General features: G+C 72.0%; 16 protein-coding genes and 1 pseudogene. 11 read left to right on the top strand and 6 right to left on the bottom strand.

Translation table 11 applies throughout. From position 1 onward, the window contains the following. The coding region (locus ACZ4AA_RS33005; RefSeq protein WP_467610906.1) for a maltotransferase domain-containing protein at nucleotides 1-668 on the bottom strand (668 nt) is incomplete at its 3' end. Between the two features lie 102 nt (nucleotides 669-770). Further along, nucleotides 771-962: pseudogene (locus ACZ4AA_RS33000) on the bottom strand (DUF5133 domain-containing protein); the annotation flags it as partial. 305 nt (nucleotides 963-1,267) lie between these two features. Here ACZ4AA_RS33000 and ACZ4AA_RS32995 point away from each other — a divergent pair. From ACZ4AA_RS32995 to ACZ4AA_RS32985, 3 genes are all read left to right on the top strand, one after another. Beyond that, nucleotides 1,268-1,783, top strand: coding sequence for a pep a2 (locus ACZ4AA_RS32995; RefSeq protein ID WP_467610904.1), 516 nt, complete (start codon nucleotides 1,268-1,270; stop codon nucleotides 1,781-1,783). A 252-nt stretch (nucleotides 1,784-2,035) separates the two neighbouring features. After that, nucleotides 2,036-3,433: an FAD-binding oxidoreductase gene (locus ACZ4AA_RS32990; protein ID WP_467610902.1), complete on the top strand. Its 1,398-nt coding sequence runs from the start codon at nucleotides 2,036-2,038 to the stop codon at nucleotides 3,431-3,433. Between the two features lie 375 nt (nucleotides 3,434-3,808). Beyond that, a complete protein-coding gene (locus ACZ4AA_RS32985) occupies nucleotides 3,809-5,218 on the top strand; it encodes a hypothetical protein (protein ID WP_467610918.1) in 1,410 nt (469 codons plus the stop codon). Nucleotides 5,219-5,281: 63 nt separating this feature from the next. Here ACZ4AA_RS32985 and ACZ4AA_RS32980 read toward each other — a convergent pair whose 3' ends face one another. Next, entirely contained in the window at nucleotides 5,282-6,115 is an 834-nt protein-coding gene (locus tag ACZ4AA_RS32980; protein WP_467610900.1) for an SDR family NAD(P)-dependent oxidoreductase, read from the bottom strand. 131 nt (nucleotides 6,116-6,246) lie between these two features. Here ACZ4AA_RS32980 and ACZ4AA_RS32975 point away from each other — a divergent pair, with 131 nt between their 5' ends. From ACZ4AA_RS32975 to ACZ4AA_RS32965, 3 genes are all read left to right on the top strand, one after another. Next, on the top strand, nucleotides 6,247-7,083 hold the full coding sequence (locus ACZ4AA_RS32975) for an ATP-binding protein (RefSeq protein ID WP_467610898.1): 837 nt from the start codon (nucleotides 6,247-6,249) through the stop codon (nucleotides 7,081-7,083). A gap of 303 nt (nucleotides 7,084-7,386) precedes the next feature. Further along, the gene (locus tag ACZ4AA_RS32970) at nucleotides 7,387-7,902 is read left to right on the top strand and encodes a hypothetical protein (RefSeq protein ID WP_467610896.1); all 516 of its coding nucleotides are present in this window, start codon (nucleotides 7,387-7,389) and stop codon (nucleotides 7,900-7,902) included. A 113-nt stretch (nucleotides 7,903-8,015) separates the two neighbouring features. Beyond that, nucleotides 8,016-8,852 carry a hypothetical protein gene (locus tag ACZ4AA_RS32965; RefSeq protein WP_467610894.1) on the top strand — a complete coding sequence of 279 codons (837 nt, stop codon included), beginning with the start codon at nucleotides 8,016-8,018 and terminating at the stop codon, nucleotides 8,850-8,852. A 92-nt stretch (nucleotides 8,853-8,944) separates the two neighbouring features. On the opposite strand, the gene ACZ4AA_RS32960 is transcribed toward ACZ4AA_RS32965, so the two are convergent. Next, complete coding sequence (locus ACZ4AA_RS32960; protein WP_467610892.1) at nucleotides 8,945-9,487, bottom strand: hypothetical protein; 543 nt, start codon at nucleotides 9,485-9,487, stop codon at nucleotides 8,945-8,947. A gap of 457 nt (nucleotides 9,488-9,944) precedes the next feature. Between ACZ4AA_RS32960 and ACZ4AA_RS32955 the strand changes: the two genes are divergently transcribed. Next, complete coding sequence (locus tag ACZ4AA_RS32955) at nucleotides 9,945-10,595, top strand: DUF4360 domain-containing protein (RefSeq protein ID WP_467610890.1); 651 nt, start codon at nucleotides 9,945-9,947, stop codon at nucleotides 10,593-10,595. Nucleotides 10,596-10,710: 115 nt separating this feature from the next. Here the strand turns inward: ACZ4AA_RS32955 and ACZ4AA_RS32950 are convergent, their stop codons facing one another. Next, nucleotides 10,711-10,917, bottom strand: a complete 207-nt coding sequence (locus ACZ4AA_RS32950) for a hypothetical protein (RefSeq protein ID WP_467610888.1) — start codon at nucleotides 10,915-10,917, stop codon at nucleotides 10,711-10,713. A 196-nt stretch (nucleotides 10,918-11,113) separates the two neighbouring features. On the opposite strand from ACZ4AA_RS32950, the gene ACZ4AA_RS32945 reads away from it, so the two are divergent. The 4 genes from ACZ4AA_RS32945 (at nucleotide 11,114) to ACZ4AA_RS32930 (ending at nucleotide 14,835) form a co-directional block, all read left to right on the top strand. Next, on the top strand, nucleotides 11,114-11,350 hold the full coding sequence (locus ACZ4AA_RS32945) for a chaplin (RefSeq protein WP_339127507.1): 237 nt from the start codon (nucleotides 11,114-11,116) through the stop codon (nucleotides 11,348-11,350). 376 nt (nucleotides 11,351-11,726) lie between these two features. Continuing rightward, nucleotides 11,727-11,978, top strand: a complete 252-nt coding sequence (locus tag ACZ4AA_RS32940; RefSeq protein WP_467610886.1) for a hypothetical protein — start codon at nucleotides 11,727-11,729, stop codon at nucleotides 11,976-11,978. A gap of 11 nt (nucleotides 11,979-11,989) precedes the next feature. Further along, a complete protein-coding gene (locus ACZ4AA_RS32935; RefSeq protein ID WP_467610884.1) occupies nucleotides 11,990-13,183 on the top strand; it encodes an SPFH domain-containing protein in 1,194 nt (397 codons plus the stop codon). 176 nt (nucleotides 13,184-13,359) lie between these two features. Next, the gene (locus tag ACZ4AA_RS32930; protein ID WP_467610882.1) at nucleotides 13,360-14,835 is read left to right on the top strand and encodes an FAD-binding protein; all 1,476 of its coding nucleotides are present in this window, start codon (nucleotides 13,360-13,362) and stop codon (nucleotides 14,833-14,835) included. A 34-nt stretch (nucleotides 14,836-14,869) separates the two neighbouring features. Here ACZ4AA_RS32930 and ACZ4AA_RS32925 read toward each other — a convergent pair whose 3' ends face one another. After that, a complete protein-coding gene (locus ACZ4AA_RS32925; RefSeq protein ID WP_467610880.1) occupies nucleotides 14,870-15,817 on the bottom strand; it encodes a TauD/TfdA dioxygenase family protein in 948 nt (315 codons plus the stop codon). Nucleotides 15,818-16,037 lie beyond the last annotated feature (220 nt).

Here is a 16,037-nt window from a genome sequence, read left to right as displayed (position 1 = left end):
GCCGACGCACCGCCCCGCCCGTTCTCCGAACGCGGGAAGAACTCGTACCACGCACCGAACAACGCCCGCTCCCGCTCCACCAGCAACGGCAACGGCAGGGAACGGGTGAGCCGTTCACGCAGCGGATGCTCCATCAGAGCGGCCGTCACCCCGGGGGCCAGGGCGGCCGCGAACCGCTCGGCCGGGGGCAGGGAGTCGTCGCGCAGGGTGTCGGCGGCCGCCAGCACCGCGGCCCGGCCGTCCGGGCCGGGCACGCCCGCGGCGGCCCGCTCGTAGAGGGCGGCGCCCTCCTCGAGCACCAGTCCGGTGTCGATCCCGGCCGGGATCTTGATCTCGGCGGAGCGCCGCCATCCGGTCACCGGGTCGCTCCACGCCTCCACCAGATAGGCCCAGCGCCCCGTCTCCCACGGAGTGACCTCGGCGCCCCAGAGGTCGCTTCCGGGTGCCAGTTCGCGCATCGGCGTCCACGGTCCGGGGCCGCCGTCCGGATCGAGCAGGACGACGTTCGCGCCGACCACGACCTGACCTTCGCCGAACAGGGTGGCGGTGACCTGGAAGGTCTCGCCCACCACCGCTTTGGCGGGCCGTCTGCCGCAATCGACGACCGGCCGTACATCCCTGACGGGTATACGGCCGGTCGTGGTGCGCGCGTCCGTGATCGCGTCCATGCCTCTCGCCTCCGCGGTTCTGGGCCCGAGTCGTCGTTGCCGCGAAAGGCCCTTTCGGTGCGGTCCCCGGGGACCGTCGTCTCAGATCCGTGCCGGAACGTCCTGGAGATAGACCTCGGCGGCGATCGCCGCCTCCCGCGCGCAGCGCTTCCCCATCAGGACGCACAGGGTGTATCCGGTGTTCTCGAAATTCCCCCGCACCACGCGGTCGGCCGGAGTCGCGAGCAGGAGGCGTTCCCACGCCCGGTAGCGCTCCAGATGCCTGGCGACCTCGGCTTTGGCAGGCAGCAGCATCACGCTGGTCACCTTCCCGATCTCTCGACCGCGCACGGCTCGCCTGGCCGGCGGATGAGGGCCGTACGCGAAGGGGAGCCGGTCCGTCACGGAGCGACACCCTCACTCATGGTGCCTGTACGGCGACCGAGCGTCTTGTTGGTTCTTCAACCACATCGGGGCGGCGCTCGTGTTGCACGAATGGAGTAGCACTCTCATGCTGAGGGTGACTCAGGAGCGATCGGTGCTCACGCTTCGCAATCGGGGCCATGTCCCGCAGGGGGCGAGCGCGGAGCGAGAGCTTCGCCGGTGAGGAGCAAACGACGATGAACGCCGCAGTTCCCTGCTACTACCACCTGGACGTGGAGCTCAGTCAGGAAAAGGTCGGACAGGTCGGACGGATCCTGGCCGCGCACCTCAAGTACTGGAACCTGGAGAATCTCGTCGAGTCCGTCTGCCGCTGTGCGGAAGCGCTGCTCAGCACCATCGAGCAGCACGCGGCCGACAAGAACACGACGATCGAGATGTGGTGGAACGGCCGGCGTCTCTTCGCCGCCGTCTCCGACAGCAGCCAGGACATCGGCCCGCACCGGGCGCCCCAGGGGTGTCTGGCCCAGATCGCCGCCCTCAGCGACGGCTGGGGCTGCTGCGCCACGGGCGCCGGCGGGAAGATCATCTGGTCCTCGTGGCGGGCCCGTGCCGCCGATCGTGCCCCGCTGGACCCGTCGCTGCCCGCGCCGTGTCTGCGCGTCGCGCGCTCGACGCCGCTGTACGCGGTGCTGCCGGAGCCCGCGCTCGCCGCCGGGCGCGGCGAGAGCGAGTCGGTCGCCTCCCGGGTCTGACCGGCGGTGGGCAAGGCCCCGCGAGCAGGTCGCCGAGCGCGTCGATCCCATACGGATCGGCGCGCTCGGCGTGTTCACGGGTGCCGCCGCCGGTCGCTGCCGGAGGCGGTCCGGGTCGCCGAGCTAGGCGCAGGGCGCGGGGTTAGGCTGGTCAGTGATCGGGCTGAAACAGGCACATCGGACGAATCGGCGGGAGCCGGTCCACGGCCTGGACACCGGGACCTGGAGCCCTCTCCAGATGCGGGGATACACATGTCCATCACACCGGTACAAGCGGCGCGTCAGGAACTGTCCGGATTCAAAGGGCAGTTGATCGGTCCGGACGATCCCGGGTACGACGAGGCCCGCGCCGTCTACAACGCCATGATCGACCGGCGGCCCGCGCTGGTGGCGCGCTGCTCCTCCCCGGACGACGTCGCCCTGATCGTCGGTTTCGCCCGCGACCACACCCTCCCGCTCGCGGTGCGCGGAGGCGGCCATCACGGCGCCGGCCTGAGCACCTGTGACGACGGCGTGGTCCTCGACCTCTCCCCGCTCAAGGACATCGAGGTCGATCCCTCGGCACGCACGGTCCGCGTCGGCGGCGGCTGTCTCCTCGGTGAGGTCGACCGCGCGACGAACGAACACGGCCTGGCCACGCCGAGCGGCATCATCTCCACCACCGGGGTCGGCGGCATCACTCTCGGCGGCGGCCTCGGGCACCTCACCCGCAAGTTCGGGCTGTCCGTCGACAACCTGCTGGAGGCCGAACTGGTCCTGGCGAACGGTGAACACGTCCGGGCGAACGCCGACGAGAACACCGATCTCTACTGGGCGATCCGTGGAGGCGGCGGCAACTTCGGCGTCGCCACCTCGTTCGTCTTCCGGCTGCACGAGGTGAACACGGTCGTCGCGGGCCCCACGTTCTGGCCCGTCGAAGCCGGCGCCGAAGTCCTCGCCGCCTACCGCGACTTCATTCCCGGCGCGCCGCGCGAACTCGGTGGCTTCTTCCTCTTCGCCTCGGTGCCGCCGGGGCCGCCGTTCCCGGAGGAGATCCATCTGAAGAAGGTGTGCGGAGTGATGTGGTGCCGCGTCGGAGAGGACGCGGACGCGGCGGCCCGCGAGATGGCCCCGCTGCTCGACGCCCTGCCCGATCCGCTGCTGCACGGCCCCGCGCCGATGCCCCACCCGGCCATCCAGTCCGCGTTCGACGGTGTCTACCCGCCCGGCGACCAGTGGTACTGGCGGGCGGCCTTCGTCGACCGGATCCCCGGCGAGGCCGTCGACCTGCACGCCAGGTTCGGTGCCGGGATGCCGACCTGGAAGTCGACCATGCATCTGTACCCCATCGACGGAGCCGTCCACGACATCGGCCCGACGGACACCGCCTGGGGCTACCGCAGTTCCGGCTGGGCCACCGTGTACGCGGGTGTGGATCCCGACCCGGCCAACGCCGAACTCGTCAAGAGCTGGAGCGTCGACTACTCCGACGCCCTCCAGCCGTACTCCGCGGGCGGCGCGTACGTGAACATGGCGATGGCCGAGGACCAGGAGGCCGTCCGGGCGAGCTATCGCGGCAACTACACGCGTCTGGCCGAGGTGAAGGCGGCCTTCGACCCGGGCAATCTGTTCCGCCTCAACCAGAACATCGAGCCGGCGACGACCGACTGACCGGCCCCCGTTCCCGGTCCCCGGACCAGGCCACGTGAGAGGGCAACCCGCACGGCGGGAGAGTGCGTGCGGGTTGTCCGGTTGTGGGGGCGGGGTTGCGGCCTCGGGACCCGCGGCGACGGATGACGGTCGGGCGATCAGGAGGTCGGCCTGCCCCGATCCCACGGGGCCGCCGGCAGGGACGGAGTGATACGGATCGTTCGGAAATTGTCGGAACGCCGGTTGCACCGGCGTTGGACGGGCCACCATAGTGACCGGGTGATCTGCCGCACAATCGGCGACGATCACGCTCAACTGCGCTTCGACATATCACATCTGAGGTTTCGTCAGATGAGTGTCGAAGCGCAGCCGCACGCGCATGTGAGGCGATACGGGGTGGCCGCCGTGACCGAGGGACAGACGAGGAACGCCGGCAGGACCACCGGGGGTAATCGGGTACTGGGGGCCGCCCTCAAGGAGGCCGGCTGCTCGTACGCCGCCCTCGCCCTGCGCGTCAACGAACTGGGGCGCCGACAGGGCACCGACTCCCACTACGACAAGGCGTCGGTCACCCGCTGGCTCCAGGGCCAGCAACCCCGCGGAGCGACACCCGAGTTGATCGCCGCCGTGCTCTCCGAGCGGCTCGGCCGCGCCCTGTCCCCCGCGGACCTCGGCTTCCACTCCGATCCTCAGCGCCCGGTCGCGAGCAGAGCGCTCGTCTACGGCGAGGACGTGGCGGAGACCCTGCACACACTCGCGGAACTGGGCTCCACCGACATCTCCCGGCGCAGCCTCCTCGGCACGGCCCCCTTCGTCGCCTCGGCTCTGATCCACCCTCAACGAGAGTGGCTGCTCTGGCTGTTGGAGCAACAGGAGACGCTCTCCCCGGCCCTGCCCGTGACCGGCGGACCCGTCGAGCAGGTGCACGCGATGATCGCCGTGTTCGACCAGATGGACAACCACTACGGCGGCGGCGGGGTCCGCACCAGCATCGTGCACTACCTGTCCACCGAGGTCGTCCCCATGCTCCAGCAGCGCGGCATGCCCTCCGGGCAGCGCCGCCGGCTGTACGCGGCCGCCGCGCGCCTGGCGGCGATGGCCGGCTGGAGCTCGTACGACGCGGGGGAGTACGGCCTCGCCCAGCGCTACATGACCCAGGGACTGCGCCTGTGTGCCGAGGGCCGCGACCGGGTGCTCGGCGGCCAGATCCTCGCCGGGCTCTCCCATCTCGCCACCAGCCTCGGCCGCCCCGACGAGGGGGTGGCACTCGCCCGTGCCGGAATCGTCACCGCGCGGGGCGCCGGCAGCCCACTCGGCCTGATGCGGCTGTACGCCATGTCGGCGCGCGGACACGCGGCGCGGGGCAGCTCCGACGACACCGCCGAGGCCCTGCGGCTGGCGGAGCGGCAGCTGGCGGCGAGCAAGGGGGCCGACCAGGAGTCGCCGTGGGTGCGCTATCTGGACGAGCACTACCTCCAGGCCGAGTCCGCCCTGTGCTTCCGCGACCTGGGGCTCGCCCGTCAGGCCGAGCGCACGGCGAGCGAGTCGCTCGGCTCGGGCGCGGACCGGCGCAGACGCCAGGCCATCAGCCGCTCCGTCCTCGCCACCGCGCACCTTCAGCAGGACCGCCTGGACGAGGCGGTCGGCACCGCGACCCTGGCCCTGGAGACCCTGGGCGCCGTCCACAGTGAACGGTCCGTGCAGGCCCTGCGCGACTTCCGCAGACGCCTCGAACCCCGCCGCGCCGAACCCGTCGTGCAGGAGTTCGAGCGCCGCTCGCGCGGTGTCCTCGGGGCGGTGGCCTGAGCGGCGGGCGGGTCACCGGCGGGGCGGGCGCGATGCCGTGACCCCGGGTGCGCCGCCGCGGTCTCAGTACCCGTCGGGGGAGGGGGCGTTCTGGGCGCGGTCGACCGGGAGGTGCGCGCCGGATATCCCGCTCGACCAGTCCGACAGCAGGAACGCCACGACCCGGGCGACCTCCTGCGGTGCGACCGGCGCGCCGCCCGGCAGCTCCGCCGCCACGAAGCGGGCGAACGCCTCCGGTTCCTCCCGGCGCATGCGGTCCCAGCGACGGCCGGGGATCAGCATGGATCCGGGGGAGACCGCGTTCACCCGGATCCCGTCCGGGCCGAGCTCCCGGGCCAGCGAGGCGGCCAGCTGGATCTGCGCGGACTTCGCGACCGAGTACTGCGCGGGCGGGCCCGGCTTCCAGCCGGAGATCGAGGAGATCACCACGACGGAGCCCCCGCCCGCGGCCCGTAGATGCGGGACGGCCGCCCGCACCAGCCGGGTCGCGTGACCGACGTTCACCGCCCAGGTCGCGGCCCAGTCCTCCGCGTCCGCCTCCTCGAAGCCGCCGCCGCGGGAGCCGCCGGTGCAGGCCACCACCCCGTCCAGGCCCCCGAAGCGGTCGGCCGCGTCCGCCACGAACCGCTCCAGGTCCCCGGGCGCGGTGACGTCGAGGCGCCGGGTGAGAAGACCGGGGCCCATCGAGGCGGCCAGCGTGTCCAGATCCCGCGCGGTACGGGCACAGGTGGCCACCCGTACGCCCTCGGCGGTCAGCAGCCGCACGATCTGCTCGCCCAGTCCGCGCGTGCCACCGGTCACCAGCACCCGTTTGTCCCGCAGTCCGGCCCGGACGGTGTCGCCGTCAAGGGACACCGTCGCCCCGCCCCCGTTCCCGTTCCTCACAAGATCGAACATACATCCCGCACCACTACGCGCTTGCAACCGGACAACCCGAATACCCCCTGGTCGCCGCCGGAGTCCGGCGTGTTGGCTGCACGGGCAGCCGACGAGACAGCGCCCCCCGGGCCGCTCCCGAAGGAGGACCGATGCCGGCATCCGGGGCACCGCGCCGCGAGCCGTCGCCCGGAGCGGCCCACGGCGACCGGGTTCAAGGGCGCGAGCGCCGGGTGCCGGAACAGGGGGTGCACCCGGCCGACGGGCAGGCGCTCCGGGCCCACCTCCCCGAACGCGCCGAGCGCCCGGCACCGGCCGAACCCGCCCACGCGCGAGCGGTGACCTCCGAGGCTCCGGCGCCCACCGGGCCCGTACAGACACGAGCGGCGACCTCCGACGCTCCTGGGCCCACCGGCCCCGTACACGCGCGAGCGGTGACCTCCGAGGCTCCGGTGTCGGCCGAACCCGTACACACGCGAGCGGTGACCTCCGAGGGGCCCGCGTCGGCCGGACCCCTGTACCCGCGATCCCTGTCCTCCGGGTCCGCCGGGCCGGGGGACGCCCCCCGGAGCCGGGTGCGCGGGGCGCACGGGCTGCGGACCACCGTCGCGGCCCACCCCTCCCGGGTCCCCGGTGTGCGGGCCATGGTCGCCGAGTACCTCACCCGGCTGCGGCTGCCGGAACGGCGGGTCGACGACGCCGTGCTCGCGGCCGGGGAACTGTTCACCAACGCGCTCAGACACGGCAGCCACGACCGCGGCGACACCATCACCGTCGGGATCGAGTGCGACCCGGGTGAACTGCGGGTGTCCGTCGCCGACCGTTCGTGCGCCCTGCCCGAGCGGCGCACGGCGGACGGATCCGAGGAGTCGGGACGCGGGCTGACGATCGTCGCCGCGCTCTGCGACGACTGGGGTGTCGCACCGGCCGACCCCGGCACCACGGGCAAGAAGGTCTGGTTCTCGATGGTGCTGCGCTGGGGGCCGTGAGGGCCGTCCCGATCCGATCGCCCGGGCCGCGGCCGAGGGGCCCCGTGCCGCCGATGGGACGTCGGACCGGGCCCGCCCGACGAGCGGCCGCGGCGTCCACGGGGAGGCATGTGGGGCGCCCGGGGAACGTGATGTGCAGCACGCACGAAATGACCCGTTCGGGTGGCGCGGAAAGATTCTGGCTGGGCACGGCTTGATCACCGATCAAGAAAGGAAAATTCGCTGGCCACGGTAGGTGCGGCGCATTTGACACTTCGTTGAGGGCACAGATAGGAACAACTCTCTGAAGTGGAGAGGTGGACTGTGCGCGAGCCCAACGTGGTCGGGGACTGGCAGGAGTACGACGAGCAGGCCGGCCTGCGTGTTCGGGTTCATGGTGTGGAAAAGGCGGAGCCCCCGAAGGGGCGCGACGACGCCGCCGACGAACTCACCTACTTCAGATTGCGGGTGACCGTCGAGAACCGTGCCGCCGAGCATTTCGGCATCCACCTGGAGGACGGCCAGATCGATATCCGCGTCGGCGCCGACGGCGAGAGCGCCTTCCTCGACTGGCGGAACTCGCAGTTCATCGAGGGCTACGACGTCTATCCCCTGCGCCGGGCCACCGCGGTCCTCTTCGCGGCCGGTCCCGACGCCGTCCTGAACCGGATGGACATCCAGGTCCAGCTGAAGGTCGACGACGAGTGGACCGAGCGGTACCTCTGGGCGGGCGGCATCGAGAACGACACACCCCTCGACGCGGGCGTGCGCATCGAGGCGCCCCGGGACAGCCTCGCCTCCCAGGTGAGCAACTTCCTCAGGCGCGAGGCGGAGTCCTGAGCCGACCGGCTCGCGGCCGGGGCGGCATGGGTGCGGCGCGGATGGGCAAACCACCCGAAAGGTGACGGGGTGGGCGAACCTCTGATGTCGGTGCGGCGGGCTAAGGTCGCCGGGTGAGTCGAACCGAAGCGCGCTCCGAAGGCGCGGGTCCCTTCACCACCCGGCTGACCTGGCGTCTCATGGACGGGCGTGTCGCGGTCTGGGAATCGCGCCGGGCCCGCAAACGCGGTCTGCTCACCGTGCGTGCCCCGGGGGAGGCCGAGGCCCGTTCCCGGCGGGCGGACACCGTGACCATCGCCCGGCTGCGCCGGCTGAACGCCATCGCCGCGACCGCGTTCACCGTCGGCGGGCTGCTGTTCGCCCTCGGAGCCGGGGTCGCCCAGTTCGGCTCGCACGGCGCGACGGGCGTCTGGATCTACTTCGCCGGCGGTCTGTTCTTCAACACCGGGGGCTACGCGTCACTGCTCCAGGCGGTGAACGCTCCCCGCCGCGACAGCGAGTCGGACGCGCTGGCCGGGCGGCGCTGGAGGTGGTGGAGCTACGAGCCGGGCCGGATCGACTGGCTCAGCACCTTCCTGCTGTTCACGGGAACGCTCGTGTTCGGTGTCAATCTGGTGGACTCGCTGATCCGGGGACTCTCGGTCCAGCAGACGGACCGGCTGATCTGGGCCCCGGACCTGGTGGGCTGCGTCCTGTTCCTGGTCTCGGGCCATCTCGCGATCGTGGAGGTCTGCCACGGGCGGCCGCGCGTCCTGGCCGGTGAGCTCGGCTGGTGGATCGTCGCGGTGAACCAGTTCGGATCGCTGCTGTTCCTCGTCTCGGCGCTCGCGGCCTACACCAGGCCCGCGACCGGCAGCCTCGTGAACGTCGACATCGCCAACTGGGGCACCCTCGTCGGAGCGCTGTGCTTCTCGGCGGGGGGCGTGATCCAGTTCTTCGAGCGCCCCTGAGGAGCGCGGCGGACCGATCCCCGGTCGGCCAGGGCCTGTCGCTCGGATCAGTTCGCGGACGCGCCCTAGCGGTCGCTCGGCGCGGACGCGCCCTAGCGGTCGCTCGCCGGGTTGCCCTCCACCCACTGGATCAGCAGCTGCCGTACGTACGGATTGCCCTCCTGGGCGGCGTGCGCGAGCCGTTCCGCGCCGGCCCGTGCCGCACGCCAGGCCGCCGGGGTGTCCTCGGTGTTCGCCTGGTCCGCCGCCGCCAGCGCGTCGGCGGCGAGCAGCCGCAGATCCTCGGAGAGATCGTCGTCCGCCGCGGCCCGGTAGGCCTCCAGGCGCACGGCCGCGAGAGCCGAGGCGGAGGGGGCGGGCTGGGACGGCGGCTGGGCGTAGCCGCTCACCGCTATGACCACGCAGAAGGTGGCGACGTCCCGGCGGCTCTCCGACTGGCCCTTGGCGATGGCGGGCGCCAGCCAGCTGGGGGCCCGCCAGTGCGAGACCGCGGTGGCGAGGACGAGGGCAACGGCCAGCAGTGCGAAGGGAATCCAGCCACCGAAGAACCAGGCGATCGGCCCGAGGACCAGGAAACAGACAGCACCGCTCATCCATATTCGGCGGCGGCCGAGTCTCAGGTGTCGTGGATCCATGTGTCTCAGTGTCGCAGGGGTGTCCGGGACGCGCCGAGGGGGCGGGTGATTCGCACGGTCCCGTCGTCTCCCGGCCCGCCCGGGGACAGGGGACGGACCGCCTCGGGACATCCGGGCGCCCGCCCGTGGACGAACGCGCGCAAGTGGCGTGAACGGCGGTGAACGGACCCCGTGACCGTGGCGCGGGCTGTGAACGGCGCGTATCGAATGGCCGGAGATGGCCCTGTCCGCCGTGACCCGCCGTACGTACGATTTCGTCGCTCCCGGCCTTCACTGCTCCTTCACAACCGGGAGTGGCTCGGCCATGCGTATTTGTCATGCGCATGCACAAACGAGTCGCGCTTGATCCACCGCACTGGTCAGCGACGGCTCCCCGTCCGTTCGGGGAGCCGCACCCCCCATTCACGGCGGCGCGCCCGCGTACCGCCGGAACACCGACGCAACGGATTGGAGCACCATGGCCGGTGGCCTGTTCATGGGCGGCGCGATCGCCGCCCTGTTCGCCACAGCGCTTCCCCTGTCGAGCCCGTCCTCCGGTATCCAGGACCCGCCCCCGGACAAGATCGTCATCAGTGTCGCCACGGTCAACGGATCCGGCTGTCCCCAGGGCACCGCGGCCGTCGCCGTCTCCCCGGACAACACCGCGTTCACCGTGACCTACAGCGACTACCTCGCCCAGGTCGGAGGCAACGCCGACCCCACCGCGTTCCGCAAGAACTGCCAGCTCAACCTGATCGTGCATGTTCCGCAGGGCTTCACCTATGCCATCGCCCAGGCCGACTACCGCGGCTTCGCCTCGCTCCAGTCGGGCGCGAGCAGCACCGAGAAGGCCTCGTACTACTTCCAGGGATCCTCGAACACCGCGTCCATCACCCACCCGTTCCGCGGCCCGTACGGCGACGACTGGCAGGCCACGGACACCACGGACTGGGCCCAACTGGTCTGGGCGCCCTGTGGCGTTCAGCGCAACTTCAACATCAACACCGAGCTCCGCGTCAACGCGGGCACCTCGGCACCGGGCAGCTCCAGCTTCATGACCATGGACTCGACGGACGGTGACATCAGCACCGTCTACCACCTGGCATGGAAGGAGTGCCCCGCCTCCTGACCCGCCCCTTCACGCGCGGTCCCCGGGCCGGCTCCACCGCATCGGAGCCGGTCCGGGGTCGTCCTGCCGCGGCGCACCGGACCCCGCGTCCGCGAACTGATCCAAACGGCAGGCCCTAGGGCAGCAGCTTGTCCACCGCCGCGGAGCCTTCTGCCGCGAGCTTGCGTTCGGCCCAGGCGAGGTTCTGCGGTGTGACGTCGCGACCCGCGGCGAGAACCAGGTCCTCGGCCGTCACCGGGCCCTCGGTCCCGGTGTGCAGCAGCGTGTCGGGGGTCGCCCTGTCATCGGAGGGCACGGACGCGTCGGACTGGCTCGTTGTCATGGTTTCTCCCTGTTCCACCGGGTCTGTATTCACGCTACGGGCATTCCGTACGCCCCGCGCGACGCGCCCCCGGCCCGGTCCGCTCCCCGGCTGCCGCGCGGGGCGAACCCCCGTTCGGCTGCGCTGGAATGTCGGTAATTGTTCGCAAAGGTGATGGTGGAGGAGCTCGCACCACCGCGAATGAACGGAGCTTGGAATGCGTATTCGTCTGATGGCCGCCGCCGGACTCGCCAGCGTCGCCCTGCTGGCCACCGCCGGGACCGCCGCCGCCGACCCCGTACCGGTGGTCGGTGCAGCGGCGAACAGTCCCGGAGTCCTGTCCGGCAACGTCATCCAGATCCCCGTCAACATCCCCGTGAACCTGTGTGGCACCACGGTCAACGTGGTGGCGCTGCTGAACCCGGCCGCCGGAAACACCTGCACCAACAACTGACGGTCGACGGTTCGCGGGTCCGGGCGGTCACCGCCCGGACCCCGTGGCCCGCTCCGAGCCCGGCGGCACACTCAGCCTCCCGAGTGAGCCGCCGGGCTCGCGCGCGTGCCCGCGGGGCAACGTCGTCGGGCCGGTGCCGACCGGAGGTCCGGCCGCCGTTCCCGTCCGGCGACCCGCCCGCGCGCCCCCCGGCGAGTACTTGTGCGGGCCGACCCGTGGCAAGGCCTTTCGCTTGACCGGAGGTTGAGCTCACACTGCTGCTGAGACCCGGACGCGTACCCCTGGCGGGGCCGTCGAGCGACGGGGGGCGTACACGCCCCGAAACGGCTGGGTCTAAGGTCAGAGACAGATTCAGAGTGATGGGGGGTGGCCGGCTGTGGTGCAGGACGAAGCCGTGATCGGCTGCACGGGGGAACTGCTCATCGGCACGCGGGGGAGCGCCGGTCCCGGCGAGATCCTGGTGCGTGTGAGAGGCGGATCCGAAACCTTCCATGCCTGGTCCCGGGAGCCCCTGCCCAAGGGGGCGACCGTGCTGGTGATCGAGTCCAGGGGATGTCGTGAGGTCGACGTCATCGAGTGGGCCGATCCGCTGGACGCGCTCGACGGCGACGCCGTCGGCGCCGGTTGAGAAGGAGAAGCATGTTCGGTTATCGCGTACCCGCTCCCGATGAGGCGATGTTGATCTCGGGTGGCAGGCGGGGACTGGGGGGCGCGCCGTTCCGAGTGGTGACGGGGCACGGCAAGTTCGTGCTTCCCGTGTTCCGTAAGACCCGCTTCCTGACCCTGGCCATGTGCGAGGCGGAGGTCACCGAGACCTGTGTCACGAAGCAGGGCATCTCGCTGCACGTCCGTGCCGTGATCGCTTTCAAGGTCGGCAACGACACCGAGAGCATCATCAACGCGGGACAGCGGTTCCTGTCCGACCAGGACCAGATGTCGGTCCTGACGGGCCGGATCTTCGCGGGCCATCTGCGGTCCATCATCGGTTCGATGACGGTCGAGGAGATCGTCACCGAGCGGCAGAAGCTCGCCGCCGAGGTGCTCGACACCTCGAAGCTGGAGATGGCGAAGATCGGCCTGATAGTCGACTCGCTCCAGATCCAGTCGATCGACGACGGCGACACGGGCTACATCGACGCGATGTCCGCCCCGCACAAGGCGGCCATCCAGCGCCAGGCCCAGATCGCCCAGGCGCAGGCCACACAGGCCTCCGTCGAGGCGCAGCAGGTGGCGGCGCGCAACCAGGCCGAGTACGCCCGGCAGACGGCCATCGTGCAGGCGGAGTACTCGGCCGAGGTGGACCGCGCCCAGGCGCAGGCCGCCCAGGCGGGCCCGCTCGCCCAGGCCCACGCGCAGCAGGAGGTCCTCGCGGCGCAGACCGAACTCGCCCAGCGGGCCGCCCTGCTGCGTCAGCAGCAGCTGGTCGCCGAGGTCGTCAAGCCGGCCGAGGCCGAGGCCGAGCGCATCAAGGTCCTCGCCATCGCCGACGCCGAGCGCATGAAGATCCAGGCCGAGGCGGCGGCCTCGCACGACCGGGTCGCGCTCGACCGGATGCTGATCGACCAGCTGCCGCTGATCGTCAAGGAGGCGGCCGGCGGTCTCGCGGGCGCGAACGTCAACGTCCTCAACGGCGCCGACGGTCTCGGCGAGATCGCGGCCGGGCTGGTCGCGCAGGGTCTGACCATTCTCGACTCGGTCCGCCAGAACCTCGGCGGACAGAACGCCGAGAGCGGCCCCGCGAAGGCGAACGGTCCGCTGGAACTCCCCGGTTTCAGCCGTACGCCGGTCGACCTCGACGGTGACGGGCCGCAGGGCACCTCGCTCGCCAACTGACGTTCCCCGGAACTCGGTTCACCGCGTCCGCCGTCCCGCCCGGGGCGGCGGACGCGGCCGTTTCGCACGGCCCCCGGGCACCAGCGCGCGCGTTCGGATCAATCGGCCCCAGGGACTCCCAAGTCCCCTACACTCGGCCCCAGTTGATCTCGAAGCGGCCGCCCCTGGAGGAGCTCATGCCCCGGACACCCTCGCGACGTACCGCACTTCAGGGCCTGGCCGCCGCCGGCGCCGCGGTCGTCGGATTCGATCCCTTCACCCGTAGCTGGGCGGCCACCACCACTAGCGCGAACGGCCGCCCGCTCGCCGGTCTGCCGGCGCTCGACGGCAGCGTGCACACCGACGACGCCTCCCTCACGGCGGACGCCGACGACTTCGGCCACATCGTCCACCGGCGTCCGGCCGCCGTGTTGCGGCCCGGCTCGGTCCGCGACGTCGTCGCCATGGTGCGCTTCTGCAACAAGCACGGTGTGTCCGTCGCACCGCGCGGCCAGGGCCACGCCACGCAGGGACAGGCACAGGTCGACGGCGGCCTCGTCATCGAGACCGCACCGCTCGCGTCCATCGGCCCGGTCCGGCCGGGAAGCACGACGGTCACCGTCGGCGCGGGAGCCCGATGGAGCCAGGTCGCCCGGGCCACCCTCGCCCATGGACTCACCCCGCCCACCTTCACCGACTACCTCGAACTCTCCGTCGGCGGAACCCTGTCGGTGGGCGGCATCGGCGGCCAGACCCACCGGCAGGGCGCCCAGGTCGACAACGTGACGGAACTCCAGGTCGTCACCGGCGCGGGCGACCTCGTCCGCTGCTCCCCGGACCGTCACCCCGACCTGTTCCACGCCGTGCTCGCCGGGCTCGGCCAGTGCGCGATCATCGTCGGCGCCACCCTGCGCCTGGTCCCCGCGCCCACGACCGTACGGCACTACCTCCTCCCGTACGACGACCTGCGCACCTTCCTCGACGACCAGCGCCTGCTCGTCGAGGAGGGCCGTTTCGGCTATGTCGAGGGCCAGGTGAACGCCGACGCCGACGGGGCCTTCCGCGGCTATGTCATCGAAGCCGTCGCCTACGGCCCGCCCGTCGGGCCCGCCCCCGACGACACGGCGCTGCTGCGCGGGCTGCGGCACGATCCCGCCGGGGTGCAGGTGAGCGACCTCGGCTACTACGACTTCCTCGACCGGCTCGCGGCCTCGGTGGCCGCCCTCCAGGAAGCCGGCCTGTGGGCCTTCGCCCACCCCTGGCTGAACCTGCTGCTGCCGGGCCGTTCGGCGGCCGCGCTGGCCGAGTCACTGCTCGCGGACCTCACACCGGCCGACCTCGGGCCCGGTGTCGTCCTGCTGTACCCGGTGCTGCGCGGGAAGCTGCACGCCCCGCTGCTGCGCACCCCCGACGACCGGGTGTCCTATCTGCTGGCCGTCCTGCGGACGACCCCGCCCGACGACACCGCGACCGTCGACCGTCTCCTCGCCGCCAACCGGGCCGCCTACGACACCGTCCACGCGGCGGGCGGCACGCACTACCCGGTCGGCTCGGTCCCCTTCGGCGCCGCGGACTGGCGCGAGCACTTCGGTCCCGCCTACCGACGGCTCGCCACCGCCCGGCACACGTACGACCCGCGGGGGATCCTGGTCCCCGGGCAGGGCGTCTTCTGACGGCGGCCCGCTCCCGGCGTCCGCACGGCCCGGCTCACCAGCGGCCGGGCTCGCTGCCCACGATCGGCGCCGACGGCTCACCGTCCACCCCCCTCGGGACATCACCGGCCAGCATCACCCGGTGCATGATCCGGGGGTGGTCGAGATGGGCGGTGTCGCTCGGTGCCAGATGGATGGTGGCCCGGTTGTCCCAGAACGCCACACTGCCCGGTTCCCAGCGGAAGCGGACCGTGTACTCGGGCCGGGTCGCCTGCTCGAGAAGCATGTCCAGGAGAGCGTGGCTCTCGGGGCGGGACACCTGGAGGATCTGCTCGACGTAGTAGCCGTTGACGAACAGGATCCGCTCGCCCGTCTCCGGGTGCACGCGCACCAGCGGATGCTCGGTGGCGATCTGACGGTCCAGCAGATGACGGACGTACGCGTCGTCGCCCGGCCGGCTCTGGTACCCGACGCCGAGCCGGTGCTCGGCGCGCAGGGTGTCGACGAAGGCCCGCACCGGCGCCGAGAGACCGGCGTAGGCGGCGGCCAGGTTCGACCAGGTCGTGTCCCCGCCGAACGGGGGTACGGCCTCGGCGCGCAGGATCGTCGCGGCCGGGGGGTCGACGCGGGCGCCGTGGTCGCAGTGCCACCCGCGCAGCAGGGAGTGCCGGCGCCTGCGCAGCCACTCCTCGTGGTCCATGCCGTAGCGCCCGCCCAGTTCGAGCCGGTCGGCCGTCGTCTCCACCTCGGGGAAGTCCCCCGGCGACGCGCCGCCCCGCGACCGGAGACGGACGGGTGTTCCGAACCGGCGGGCGAGGGCCACATGGGAGGCGTGGTCGAGCCGCTGGCCGCGGAAGAACAGGACCTTCCAGCGCAGCAGCGCCGCCCGGATCGCGCCCACGACCTCGTGCGACGGCGGCTCGGCCAGGTCGACTCCCGTGATCTCGGCGCCGATGTGCCCAGCGGCCGGCCTCACTTCGAGGGATGTCACCTGGTCCGTCATGGGGCCTCCGTGGTTCGTGGGTCCGGCGCGTCGGCTCCAGCATGACCGTTCGGCCGGGCGCCCGACAGGCCGCCTCGCGGGCGCCGGCGGACCGCGCGGCCGGTGGAGGGCGGTGCGGCGCCGCACCGCGGGGTACGGCCCTGAGCCGAGGGGGTCACGCGCTCGCGGAGGGGCGCGGACGAGAGGGGGCCGCACACGGAGGGGGCGCACGCGAGAAGGG

This window comes from Streptomyces sp. NPDC024698, assembly GCF_055559015.1.
This window is presented reverse-complemented; position numbering and strand designations above follow the sequence as displayed.